Origin of the sequence: Listeria welshimeri serovar 6b str. SLCC5334, assembly GCF_000060285.1 — a bacterium.
GTDB classification, from domain to species: domain Bacteria; phylum Bacillota; class Bacilli; order Lactobacillales; family Listeriaceae; genus Listeria; species Listeria welshimeri.
Genome location: NC_008555.1, coordinates 1,489,244 through 1,501,545, shown reverse-complemented (window position 1 = coordinate 1,501,545; position 12,302 = coordinate 1,489,244). Strand labels below are relative to the sequence as shown.

The 12,302-nt window shown below is 34.7% G+C and carries 14 protein-coding genes; 13 read left to right on the top strand and 1 reads right to left on the bottom strand.

Annotation, left to right across the window (positions count from 1 at the left end; all coding sequences use genetic code 11):
- Positions 1-139: 139 nt before the first annotated feature.
- The 12 genes from LWE_RS07580 (at position 140) to holA (ending at position 9,881) form a co-directional block, all read left to right on the top strand.
- Positions 140-661 (top strand): YqeG family HAD IIIA-type phosphatase, encoded by a 522-nt coding sequence (locus tag LWE_RS07580; protein ID WP_011702295.1) that lies wholly within the window; start codon positions 140-142, stop codon positions 659-661.
- On the top strand, positions 658-1,758 hold the full coding sequence (gene yqeH, locus LWE_RS07575; RefSeq protein ID WP_011702294.1) for a ribosome biogenesis GTPase YqeH: 1,101 nt from the start codon (positions 658-660) through the stop codon (positions 1,756-1,758). The genes LWE_RS07580 and yqeH overlap by 4 nt, the downstream gene beginning before the upstream one ends.
- Positions 1,759-1,777: 19 nt before the next feature.
- Entirely contained in the window at positions 1,778-2,599 is an 822-nt protein-coding gene (gene aroE / locus LWE_RS07570) for a shikimate dehydrogenase (RefSeq protein ID WP_011702293.1), read from the top strand.
- The gene (gene yhbY, locus LWE_RS07565; RefSeq protein ID WP_011702292.1) at positions 2,599-2,889 is read left to right on the top strand and encodes a ribosome assembly RNA-binding protein YhbY; all 291 of its coding nucleotides are present in this window, start codon (positions 2,599-2,601) and stop codon (positions 2,887-2,889) included. The genes aroE and yhbY overlap by 1 nt, the downstream gene beginning before the upstream one ends.
- Before the next feature lie 18 nt (positions 2,890-2,907).
- Entirely contained in the window at positions 2,908-3,474 is a 567-nt protein-coding gene (locus tag LWE_RS07560; protein WP_011702291.1) for a nicotinate-nucleotide adenylyltransferase, read from the top strand.
- A complete protein-coding gene (gene yqeK / locus LWE_RS07555; protein ID WP_011702290.1) occupies positions 3,461-4,036 on the top strand; it encodes a bis(5'-nucleosyl)-tetraphosphatase (symmetrical) YqeK in 576 nt (191 codons plus the stop codon). Before LWE_RS07560 ends, yqeK begins: the two co-directional genes overlap by 14 nt.
- Positions 4,037-4,040: 4 nt before the next feature.
- Positions 4,041-4,397 (top strand): ribosome silencing factor, encoded by a 357-nt coding sequence (gene rsfS / locus LWE_RS07550; RefSeq protein ID WP_003721994.1) that lies wholly within the window; start codon positions 4,041-4,043, stop codon positions 4,395-4,397.
- Positions 4,398-4,452: 55 nt separating this feature from the next.
- Positions 4,453-5,184, top strand: coding sequence for a class I SAM-dependent DNA methyltransferase (locus tag LWE_RS07545; RefSeq protein WP_011702289.1), 732 nt, complete (start codon positions 4,453-4,455; stop codon positions 5,182-5,184).
- Between the two features lie 103 nt (positions 5,185-5,287).
- Positions 5,288-5,893, top strand: a complete 606-nt coding sequence (locus LWE_RS07540) for a helix-hairpin-helix domain-containing protein (RefSeq protein WP_011702288.1) — start codon at positions 5,288-5,290, stop codon at positions 5,891-5,893.
- A gap of 71 nt (positions 5,894-5,964) precedes the next feature.
- A complete protein-coding gene (locus LWE_RS07535; RefSeq protein WP_011702287.1) occupies positions 5,965-6,525 on the top strand; it encodes a ComE operon protein 2 in 561 nt (186 codons plus the stop codon).
- Positions 6,526-6,541: 16 nt separating this feature from the next.
- Positions 6,542-8,782, top strand: coding sequence for a DNA internalization-related competence protein ComEC/Rec2 (locus LWE_RS07530; protein WP_077904718.1), 2,241 nt, complete (start codon positions 6,542-6,544; stop codon positions 8,780-8,782).
- A 67-nt stretch (positions 8,783-8,849) separates the two neighbouring features.
- Entirely contained in the window at positions 8,850-9,881 is a 1,032-nt protein-coding gene (gene holA, locus LWE_RS07525; RefSeq protein WP_011702285.1) for a DNA polymerase III subunit delta, read from the top strand.
- Positions 9,882-9,967: 86 nt separating this feature from the next.
- Here the strand turns inward: holA and rpsT are convergent, their stop codons facing one another.
- Positions 9,968-10,222, bottom strand: coding sequence for a 30S ribosomal protein S20 (gene rpsT / locus LWE_RS07520; protein WP_011702284.1), 255 nt, complete (start codon positions 10,220-10,222; stop codon positions 9,968-9,970).
- Between the two features lie 244 nt (positions 10,223-10,466).
- On the opposite strand from rpsT, the gene lepA reads away from it, so the two are divergent.
- A complete protein-coding gene (lepA, locus tag LWE_RS07515) occupies positions 10,467-12,293 on the top strand; it encodes a translation elongation factor 4 (RefSeq protein WP_011702283.1) in 1,827 nt (608 codons plus the stop codon).
- Positions 12,294-12,302 lie beyond the last annotated feature (9 nt).

The window sequence follows — 12,302 nt, the reverse complement described above, 5'->3', positions numbered from 1 at the left end:
CGTTTCCTTTCACATTATAGCATTTTTCTTAGATTTTTTTGTAAAATAAGCAGAAAGATGGTAAAATTTATAGATTATTAGTCTAATTGAATGTATGATAGAATAGACTGTACTAAATAAAAGAATGAGGTGCCAATACGTGTTAAAGCAATTCTCACCAGATAAAATGTTGAATACTCCGTTTGGAATAACAGCAGAGCAACTTCGCAAAATGGGAAAGACTACTATTTTAACGGATCTTGATAATACTTTGCTCGCATGGGATCAACTAGATGCAACGGATGAAGTAATCAACTGGTTTACAATATTGAAAGAAGAAGGAATCAAAGTAATGATTTTTTCTAACAATAATGAAGAACGAGTTGCTCGTGTGGCAAAAGCGATTAATGTTCCTTATTTAGCGCGGGCAAAAAAACCCCTTGGTGCTAATTTTCGATGGGCACTAAAAGAAATGGGTGCAACACCAGAAGAAACTGTGATGATTGGTGATCAAATTATGACAGATATATTCGGTGGAAATCGTCAAAAGTTAACTACTATTTTTGTTCGCCCTGTTAAACAAACAGATGGTATGGCGACAAAATTAAATCGAATGATGGAGAGCATTATTTTAAAACGTTTAGCAAAGAAAAACCAGATTAAGTGGGAGGAATCACTTTGACAGAAGAAATTAGATGTATTGGTTGCGGGGCTATTATTCAAACAGAAGATCCTGAAAAAATCGGCTATGCACCAAAATCATCCCTAAATAACGAACAAGTTATTTGTAAAAGATGTTTTCGTCTAAAGCACTACAACGAAATTCAAGATGTTGCGCTAACAGATGATGATTTTTTACGTATCTTAAACCAAATTAGTTCTAAACAAGCCTTAATTGTTTACGTGGTCGATATTTTTGATTTTGATGGCAGTTGGTTGCCTGGACTTCCTCGTTTTGCAGGTAGCAATCCTGTATTACTTGTCGGCAATAAAGAAGATGTGTTACCAAAATCTTTAAAACGAGACAAATTAACGCGTTGGATGAGAACTCGCGCTAAGGAACAAGGCTTGGCAGCAACAGACGTTGTATTAGTTAGTGCCGAAAAAGGTCATGGTTTTGATACGCTTTTAGAAAAAATTGAAGAACTACGTAATGGGCAAGATGTGTATGTTGTTGGATGTACAAATGTTGGTAAATCAACGCTGATTAATCGTATTATTAAGCAAGCATCCGGCGAAAATAATGTAATTACCACATCACAATTCCCAGGTACAACGCTTGATAAAATCGAAATCCCACTTGCGGATGGCAATGTTCTTGTTGACACACCAGGAATTATTAACCATCACCAAATGGCACATTTTATTGATACAACAACATTAAAAGCTATTACACCTAAAAAAGAAGTAAAACCAGCCGTGTTTCAATTAAACGAAGAACAAACCTTGTTTTTAGGAGCACTTGCTCGTTTAGACTACGTATCAGGTGGTCGCAAATCGCTTGTTGTTTATGTATCTAACAATTTACCTATTCACCGGACAAAACTAGAAAAAGCAGATGACTTATATGAAAAACAAGCCGGGTTTGTACTTCAACCACCAACAGAAGATGGAATGAAGACACTTCCAAAACTCGTTCCATATTCCTTTACAGTGAAGGAAAAAGCGGATATTGTCTTTTCAGGCCTTGGATGGATTACTATTCCAGAAGGTGGCGCCAAAGTAACTGCCTGGGTTCCAGAAGGTGTGAGCGCAACTATCCGAACGTCACTCGTTTAAAACTAAGGAGGCCTGTCATTTGGAAAAATATGTTGTTATCGGAAATCCTATTCGTCACTCGTTATCACCAGCTATGCAAAATCGGATTTTCCAAGAACTTGGAATGAATGCGGAATATAACTCTGTTTTAATAGAAGAAGACGCATTTGAAACAGAAATTAAAAAATTAATGGATTCCGGTGTACGCGGCTTTAATATCACTACTCCGTTTAAAGAGCGTATTTTACCATTTTTAGACGAATTAGAGGATCTTGCAGCAGCTTCTGGCGCAGTTAATACGGTGCTTAGAAAAAATGACAAATGGTACGGATTCAATACAGATGGCAAAGGCTACTTAGAAGGATTAGAAGAAATTCGACCAATTACAAAAGACGATTCTATTTTAATTACTGGCGCGGGTGGTGCTAGTAAAGCAATTTATCTTGCACTTAAAAGCCATACAAACGCTAAGATAACAGTTGCTAACCGAACATCTGAAAAAGCGATAGATATGACAAAAAATAATGATAATCACCATGCAATGACACTGCAACAAGCAGAAAAAGAATTGGCTGGTTTTACTATTATTATTCAAACAACTTCTATCGGCCTAGAAGCTTCTAAAAATAAAAGTCCAATTTCGCTGGAAAATGTAACTAAAGGAACGATTTGTTCAGATATTATATATAACCCAGCCGAAACAGCCTTTTTAAAAGAAGCAAAGAACAATGGAGCTATTACTCAAAATGGCTTACCAATGTTTGTTAATCAAGGGGCACTTGCCTTTGAAATATGGACTGGCATTAAACCAGAGCGATCACTGATGAAAGAAGCAGTACTCGAACAATTAGGAGGAAACTAATGTTAACAGCTACACAAAAACGTTTTTTAAGAAAAGAAGCACATAATATTCAACCAATTTTTCAAGTAGGAAAAGGAAGCGTGTCACCAAACTTAATTATCCAAGTTAAAGAAGCTTTAGAAGCAAGAGAATTAATTAAAATCTCGATTTTACAAAATTGTGAAGAAGACAAACAAACTGTTGCTGAGAAAATTAGCGCTCGTTCAGGTGCAGATATTGTACAAGTAATTGGTAGAACGATTATTCTTTATAAAACTTCTGTAAATAAGCAACAAATCAAGTTGCCGTAAAGTTGGAGGAAATGTGTGATGAAGCATAAAGTTGGTATCCTAGGCGGAACATTCGATCCACCTCATTTAGCACATCTCCAAATGGCTGAAGTGGCTAAGCAACAACTGAATCTCGAAAAAGTCCTTTTTCTTCCTAACAAAATCCCGCCGCATAAACATATTAGCGGCATGGCTTCAAATGATGCACGTGTAGAGATGCTTCGCTTGATGATAGAAGGTATAGATTATTTTGAAGTAGATCTGCGTGAACTTAAACGCGCAGGAAAGTCCTATACGTATGATACAATGCGTGATATGATAAGCGAACAGCCGAATACTGATTTTTATTTTATTATCGGCGGAGACATGGTAGAATACTTACCGAAGTGGTATCATATAGAGGACTTAGTAAAAATGGTGACTTTTGTCGGGGTTCATCGCCCACATTATCAAGCAGAAGTTCCGTATGATGTTGTTAATATCGACATGCCGGAAACAACTATTTCTTCGACAGAAATTAGAAATAACATTGAACATGCAGAAGCCTTTTTACCAGAAAAAGTATGGTTATATATAAAGGAGCATCAACTTTATGGAAAGAAATGACGTGCTAAAAAAAGTAGAAGCAGCTATGCCAAATGCGCGATTTAAGCACACTCTTGGTGTAGAAAAAGCAGCAGTAGAACTTGCAGAACATTATCATATAGATGTAGAAAAAGCGAGAATAACAGCTTTATTACATGATTACGCGAAGTACTATGAAGATGATAAAGCAAGAAAAATCATTGAGGACGAGGGATTTGATCCGCGTTTACTACAGTTTCATCATTCACTCTGGCACGCTCCAGTTGGCGCTTATCTAGCAGAAAAAGAATTTGGTATTACTGATCCAGAAATACTGGAAGCTATTCGAGTGCATACAACAGGAAGTGCTACTATGTCTGACTTCGATAAACTTATTTATTTAGCCGATTATACCGAACCAGGTAGAACTTTTCCTGGCGTATATAAAGCACGTAGACTAGCGCTCAATTCGCTAGATGAAGCCATGCTGTTCGCTTTATCTAACACGATTACGCATTTAATCAAGAAACAACAATTGGTATTTCCAGATACTCTGGACGCCTATAATTATTTTGTTAATTTAAATTTGGAAGGAGACTATTAATAATTTGAACAGTTACGATACATTAATGCTGACCGCAAAGGCAGCAGACGATAAAAGAGCAGAGGATATTTTAGCACTAGACATGAAGGGGTTATCCAGTTTTGCGGATTATTTTGTTATCTGCCATGGTAATTCAGACAAACAGGTGCAAGCAATTGCTCGTGAAATTAAAGAAAAAGCGTTAGAAAACCAAGTAGATGTGAAACGTTTAGAAGGTTTTGATGCGGCCCAGTGGATTTTAATCGATTTAGGTGATGTTATTATCCATGTGTTCCACAAAGAAGAGCGTTCTTATTATAATCTAGAAAAACTGTGGGGAGACGCGCCACTAGTGGACGTTTCTGCTGCGTTTATTTCTTAATAATTAACCGAACAGGCGGGAACAATCTCGTCTGTTTTTTTAAGGAGAAATGGATATGAGTTATGAATATTTCCCAGGATTTTATGACAGACTTATGGATTCTGAACTTTATGATGAATGGATAGAGTTTTCAGCAGAGTTTATTGATGATTCTCCAAAAAAAGTACTTGATTTAGCCTGTGGTACTGCGGAATTTGCGTTAAGATTAAGTTTTTTAGGTCATCAAGTAACTGGCGTAGATTTATCGAAAGAAATGGTAGCAGTTGCTAAAGAAAAAGTCGCAGCTGCTGAAATAAATTTACCTATTTTAGAGCAAGACATGTCAAAATTAGCTTTAAATCAATCCTTTGATGTAGTCACTTGCTTTTGTGATTCTCTTAATTATTTGGAGACAGAGCAAGCATTAGAAGAAACTATTCAAGCGGTGTCAACTCACTTAGAACCCAATGGCTTATTTTTATTTGATGTCCATTCTGTTTTTAAAATAGATCAAGGTTTTAAAGATTATACTTATGGTGATAGTGATGAAGAAATTTCTACGATTTGGAACTCATTTCCCGGAGAATTTCCACATTCCGTCGAACATGAGTTGACATTTTATATTTTAGGAGAAAATGATACGTATAATCGGGTAGATGAATTACACAAAGAACGAACCTATCCAATTACAACTTATGAAAATTTATTAAAAAAATATAATTTTACTAAAATAGAGGTTTACGCTGATTTTGGCTTTGAAAAACCAACAAATACAAGCGAAAGAATCTTTTTTGTAGCTAGAAAGTAATTTTTCATGATTACTTTCTTTTTTTTATATATTTTTCGCTTAAAATCCAGAAAAGGAATATAGAATAGTATGGCGAATAATATAATTAAGGGTGGTGATATGGATGATAGAACTATTAAAAAAGCACAAAAATTATTTTTTAATAGCTATTGCGATTTTTGGTGTTATATTAATATACGTTTGTTTACCAGAAGAGCAGGCGGAAGAAATTACCACGAATCAACCTGTAAACAAAGAAGAGAAGACAGAAAAAGAAACTGTAAAGAAATCGAACGATATTTACATCGATATCAAGGGAGCAGTGCGCTCTCCAGGCGTGTATAAATTACCAGTTGATGCCAGAGTACAAGATGTGGTTAAAATTGCTGGCGGGCTTACTGGAGAAGCGGACAATAGCAAACTTAATTTAGCAGAAAAACTAAAAGACGAAATGAGTATTTATGTGTATAAAAAAGGAGAAGAAGGTCCAGAACTACCGGTAAATAAAACAGAAGATGGCGCCACATCATCTGGTGAGAAAATCAATATCAATAGTGCAACAAAAGCAGATTTACAACAAGTGCCAGGCATTGGCGATTCAAAAGCAACTGCAATTATAGAGTATCGTGAAAAAGAAGGGTTATATCAAACAATTGAAGACTTAAAAAATGTATCTGGCATAGGAGAGAAAACAGTAGAGAAACTCAAAGAATATTTGGATGTTAATTAATAAAAGTGGTTGACGAACTTCCTTATAAACACCTATACTAATATTTATCAAATCATAAGGGAGTTTTTAATGTGCAACGAATCGCATGGGATCAGTTTTTTATGGCACAAAGTCATTTAATATCATCAAGAAGTACATGTACAAGATTAATGGTGGGTGCAACAATAGTACGCGATAAACGTATTATTGCAGGCGGATATAATGGGTCAATCGCTGGTGGTGATCATTGTGCAGAACATGGTTGTTATGTTGTAGACGGTCACTGTATCCGGACGATACACGCAGAAATGAATGCAATCTTACAATGTGCCAAATTCGGTGCTTCAACAGATAGAGCAGAATTATATGTCACACATTTCCCTTGTCTTGCATGTACGAAATCTATAATCCAAGCAGGAATAAAGAAAGTATATTTCGCTAAGGATTACAAAAATCACCCGTACGCCTTAGAATTGTTTAATATTGCTGGTGTCGAATTACAAAAAGTGGAATTTGATGAATCTGTTCTACAAATAAATAATTGGAATGCAGAAAAAATGCATACCTTGGTAAAAGAAGCAGCAGCAGAAATAAATATTGAACCCGAAAAGGCAGAACAACTTTATCTGAAAATCTCAGAGAAATTAAACTAAATAGGGAGGGGACGTTATCGAGCGATATTTAGCTAGTGTAGTTTTAGCTATTATTTGTACATCTTTCACAAGCTCATTCGTTCCCATATGTATTTGTTTGCTCGGCTTAATCGCATTTATGAAAAAATCCAAAATAATTCTTCTCTTTATCTTCGTTTATCTCCTATGCTGTTGTTTTTTATTTTTTGTAGAAAAATCGAATATATCATCTTGGAAAGCAACTGAATTTAACGGAAGTTGTCAAATAATTAATGATTTAAAAGTAGATGGTGATAGCTTTCAAGCTGTAGTAAGATGCAATAAAGAAAAAATTCAATTAACTTACAAAATTAACTCAGAAAAAGAACAGCAAAATCTGACAAAACTCAGATACGGTCAGTTTATTTCTCTATCTGGCAATTTAGAAACTCCTCCAATTAATCGCAACCAGAATCAATTTAATTATCAAACTTACCTTAAACATCAAAACATTAATTTTATACTCCAGGCCAACTCGCTTTATATCACTGAACATTTTGATCCTTCTCCATTAATGCGTATGCAAAATATCAGATTAACCATAATAAAGTATCTTTCAAACAATATTTCTCCAATAGTCAGTCCTTATTTTCTTGCATTAATTACTGGTGAAAACAATGGTTTTTCGCCTGAAATGTATGAAGCCTACCAACAAATGGGAGTTGTTCATCTATTAGCGATTTCAGGGCTTCATGTTAATCTCTTGATTGGAGCCATTTATTTTTTATTGCTAAAATTCGGTATGACACGTGAACGAGCTATAATATTTTTGCTAGTTTTTCTACCTTTCTACGCTATTCTTACAGGAGCAAATCCGCCAGTTATTAGAGCAGCGACCATGACGGCATTACTTTTGTTATCCGAGAAATATAGTACTAAATTTAGTGCTTTCTCTGTTATTTGTTTATCATTCATTTTATTTTTTATACTACAACCATATGTTATTTACGAAGTTGGTTTTCAACTTTCTTATGCCGTGTCATTTGGTATTATTTTATCATCACGCCAAATATTGACAAAACAGCAAAACCCATTTGCTAAGTCATTTGCTATATCTCTTATATCCACTATGATGTCTTCTGTTGTAATGATGTATCATTTTTATTCATTTTCTTGGGCTGGGATTTTCTTTAATTTACTTTATGTGCCCATTTTTACAGTTATAATATTACCAAGTTGTTTTGTAGTGTTTTTTATTTCTCTTATATTCCCCGCATTCCTAAACATGCCTGAATCATTGCTCATTTTTATCATCCAATTAATGGAAAAGATAACAAATATTTTTGCGCAAATCCCTTATCAAACAATTGTTACTGGAAGGCCAAATACATTAATACTCATTTTAATGATTTTGACTATATTATTACTTTTTTATCGATGGCAAAAAAATAAGTTTCCGCTGGGACTTCTATTTTGCTTTTGCGCATTATGTTACATCGCTAGTTTTAATTTTAGTGGAAAAGTCAGTTTTATTGATATTGGACAAGGTGACAGTATATTAATTCAATTACCAAATAATGCAGGTAACTATCTAATTGATACTGGTGGACAACTACCATTTGAAAAAGAAAATTGGGCAAAAAAACGCAAACCATTTACAATTGGTGGAAGCACACTTACTCCTGTTCTAAAATCAAAAGGAATTAATAGTCTTGATAAAGTAATTATTACGCATAGTGATGCAGATCATATGGAGGGGCTTGATGACTTACAGAAAAACATCATTATCAAAGAGCTTGTTTTTGCAAAAGGCGCTGATACTAAAGCTATAATGAAAGACACACTTGCCGTTATGCCGGAAGTAAAGCGTACTATTATTTTAGCTGGAGCTAAGTGGCAAGTAGATAAGAATAAGTTTGAGTGTTTATACCCGGTGAAAGCTGGTGAGGGTAGTAATAATGATTCGATTGTTATAAAAGCAACATTAGATAATAAGATATGGTTGTTTACTGGTGATTTAGAAGCGGAAGGTGAAAAGGCTATTTTAGACAAGGGCATTAAAGCTGATATTTTGAAAGTAGGTCATCATGGAAGCAAAACGTCTACATCAATAGAATTTATCCAAAAAGTAAAACCAAGCTTAGCAGTTATTTCTTGCGGAGTAAAAAATCGTTTTGGCCATCCCCATGAAGTAACTTTGAATACACTAGAAGAAGCAAATGTAAAGATTTTGCGAACAGATTTACAAGGGGAAATAATCTATACCTTTGGACAAGGCTTTGAAACGACACTGAAATAAAACTTGCTATCTCTTATTTCATGTTTTACCATAGAAAGAGAAATAAGAGTGAAGTGAGGCGAAATTTATGCTGCCAGAATGGAAACAGATACGCTCGAAAAAAATAGCTCCTGTATATTTAATTATTGGGACAGAAGATTATATTATTAACGAAACAAAGCAACTTTTAATCGATAATATTTTAGATGGTGAAGAAGTTGAGTTTAATTATGCTAATTTAGATTTAGAAGAAATGCCGGTTGAAATGGTTATTCAAGAAGCAGAGAGCATGCCTTTTTTTGGTGATAAACGTTTAGTAATGGCTAATAATCCCATCTTTTTGACCTCAGAAAAAAGTAAAAATAAAGTCGAACATGATACGGCGAAATTAGAAGCTTATCTAAATGAACCAGTAGACTATTCTGTTTTATGTTTTGTCGCACGTGTAGAGAAGTTAGATGAACGTAAAAAGCTTACAAAATTACTCAAAAAAACGGCTACAGTAATAGAAGCAAAGCGGCCAAATGAAAATGAACTAAAGAAATGGCTTGAAGCAAAACTAACCGAAAACAACATGCAAATGGAACAAGAAGCTATTATCAGGCTCATTGAACTCACTAGCGGTCAGTTAACTACTGCCATGAATGAATTACAAAAATTAATGTTGTACTGTTTTGATTCCAAAAAAATTACAATTCAAAATGTAGAATCTTTAGTTGTTCGGTCACTAGAACAAAATATCTTTTTGCTACTCGACAAGATGATTGCAATGGATATTAGTGGAGCGCTTAGAATTTATTATGATTTATTAAAACAAAAAGAGGAACCCATCAAAATATTGGCGTTAATTTCTAGCCAATTCCGTTTGTTAAATCAATTAAAGCTATTAGAACAACAAGGTTATTCACAACAACAAGCTGCCACTAAATTAAAAGTACATCCGTTTCGTGTGAAATTAGCATCAAAACAAGCAAAAAATTTCTCGGAACTTCAATTAAATCGTGCTTTAAAGCGATTAGCTGAAATAGATTTTGAGATGAAAACTGGTTTTGGTGATAAAGAACAGAAATTAGAATGGTTTTTATTCGAATTACAAGATAATCGACAAAAAACAGTATAGAGAATAGCTTTGTCACTAAAGACAAAGCTATTTTTAAAAAATAAAAAACACCACACAAGGTGTGATGTTTTATACCATAATCGGTATTATTTAGCTAATTTAGCAGCTAAGCGAGATTTGTTGCGAGCAGCATTGTTTTTGTGAATCAAACCTTTGCTCACAGCGCTATCTAATTTTTTCGATGCTTCTACGTAAAGATCTTTTGCGTTGTCCGCATTGTTTGCAGCTGCTTCATCAAATTTTTTGATTGCAGTACGCATTGCAGAACGTTGAGATGCATTACGGCTGTTGCGAGTGTCAGCAGTTTTTACACGTTTAATTGCAGATTTAATATTTGGCATTCCATTCACCTCCGTCCAAACTAATGAGGTAGTATTTATTTCATATAACATACCTTTTTAAATTATATCAGAACAAATGCTATTATACCGAAATCACAGCCATATTGCAATAATACTTTCTATTTTATTTTAAATTTATCTGTATTTAATAAAGAAGTCATTGAATGTTAAGCGTTCTACTGATATAATCAAGGATAGCTTGCCATCGGATTTATGCGATGAGTTCTAATCAGGAGCTGGGGAAATGAACAAAGAAGAAATGAATGCAAGACAAAAGAAAATTAGAAACTTTTCGATTATCGCGCACATAGATCATGGTAAATCTACACTCGCTGATCGGATTTTAGAACAAACTGGTGCTTTAACGCATCGTGAAATGAAAAATCAGCTACTAGATTCGATGGATTTAGAACGTGAACGCGGGATAACCATAAAATTAAATGCTGTACAATTAAAATATAAAGCAAAAGACGGGGAAACTTATATCTTTCATTTAATTGATACGCCTGGGCATGTCGATTTTACCTATGAAGTATCAAGAAGTTTAGCTGCATGTGAGGGAGCAATCCTTGTTGTAGATGCTGCGCAAGGAATTGAAGCACAAACCCTTGCCAATGTTTATTTAGCACTAGACAATGATTTAGAAATCTTACCAGTAATAAATAAAATTGATTTGCCAGCAGCTGACCCAGAACGCGTTCGTGCAGAAATTGAAGATGTCATTGGTTTAGATGCTTCTGACGCTGTACTTGCTTCTGCAAAATCTGGTATTGGTATTGAAGACATTCTAGAACAAATTGTTGAAAAAGTTCCTGAGCCATCTGGTGATGTAAATAAACCACTAAAAGCGCTCATTTTCGACTCTGTTTTTGATGCGTATCGCGGTGTTATTGCCAATATTCGTATCATGGACGGCGTTGTAAAGGCTGGCGACAGAATAAAAATGATGTCGAATGGCAAAGAATTTGAAGTGACCGAAGTAGGTGTTTTTTCACCAAAGGCAACACCGCGAGATGAGCTACTTGTTGGTGATGTAGGGTATTTAACAGCAGCCATCAAAAATGTTGGAGATACTCGAGTTGGTGATACTATCACACTTGCGAATAATCCAGCGGAAGAAGCACTAGATGGTTATCGTAAATTAAATCCAATGGTATATTGTGGTCTTTATCCAATTGATTCTTCTAAGTATAATGATTTGCGTGATGCACTTGAAAAGCTTGAACTAAATGATTCGGCTTTACAATTTGAAGCAGAAACTTCTCAAGCATTAGGTTTTGGATTCCGTTGTGGGTTCTTAGGGTTGTTACACATGGAAATTATTCAAGAAAGAATCGAGCGCGAATTTAATATAGACTTAATTACTACTGCACCAAGCGTAATCTATCATGTGAATTTGACAGATGGATCTAATATTGTGGTTGATAATCCAGCAGACATGCCTGAACCTGGTGTCATTGAAAGTGTAGAAGAGCCTTATGTAAAAGCAACTGTTATGGTGCCAAATGATTATGTTGGTGCGGTAATGGAACTTGCACAAAACAAACGGGGTAACTTCATTACGATGGAGTACCTGGATGATATTCGAGTAAGTATTGTGTACGAAATTCCACTATCTGAAATAGTATACGACTTCTTCGACCAATTAAAATCATCTACAAAAGGCTATGCTTCTTTTGATTATGAATTAATTGGCTATAAAGCTTCTAAACTTGTGAAAATGGATATTCTATTGAACGCAGAAAAAGTCGATGCTTTAAGCTTTATTGTTCATCGTGATTTTGCTTACGAGCGTGGAAAAATTATCGTAGAAAAACTAAAAGAACTTATTCCTAGACAACAATTTGAAGTCCCAATTCAAGCAGCAATTGCAACAAAAATTGTTTCTCGTTCCACTATTAAAGCACTTCGTAAAAACGTACTTGCAAAATGCTATGGTGGGGATGTATCGCGTAAAAGAAAACTTTTAGAGAAACAAAAAGAAGGTAAAAAACGAATGAAACAAATTGGGTCAGTTGAAGTTCCTCAAGAAGCCTTCATGGCAATCTTAAAAATGGATGAATCAAAATAATAACAAAAG

Excerpts from the sequence above, each read along its gene's own strand:
- yqeK (WP_011702290.1), top strand. The coding sequence starts at position 3,461 with ATGGAAAGAAATGACGTGCTAAAAAAAGTAGAAGCAGCTATGCCAAAT.
- lepA (WP_011702283.1), top strand. The coding sequence starts at position 10,467 with ATGAACAAAGAAGAAATGAATGCAAGACAAAAGAAAATTAGAAACTTT.
- LWE_RS07540 (WP_011702288.1), top strand. The coding sequence starts at position 5,288 with ATGATAGAACTATTAAAAAAGCACAAAAATTATTTTTTAATAGCTATT.
- rpsT (WP_011702284.1), bottom strand. The coding sequence starts at position 10,222 with ATGCCAAATATTAAATCTGCAATTAAACGTGTAAAAACTGCTGACACT.
- yhbY (WP_011702292.1), top strand. The coding sequence starts at position 2,599 with ATGTTAACAGCTACACAAAAACGTTTTTTAAGAAAAGAAGCACATAAT.
- holA (WP_011702285.1), top strand. The coding sequence starts at position 8,850 with ATGCTGCCAGAATGGAAACAGATACGCTCGAAAAAAATAGCTCCTGTA.
- LWE_RS07545 (WP_011702289.1), top strand. The coding sequence starts at position 4,453 with ATGAGTTATGAATATTTCCCAGGATTTTATGACAGACTTATGGATTCT.
- LWE_RS07560 (WP_011702291.1), top strand. The coding sequence starts at position 2,908 with ATGAAGCATAAAGTTGGTATCCTAGGCGGAACATTCGATCCACCTCAT.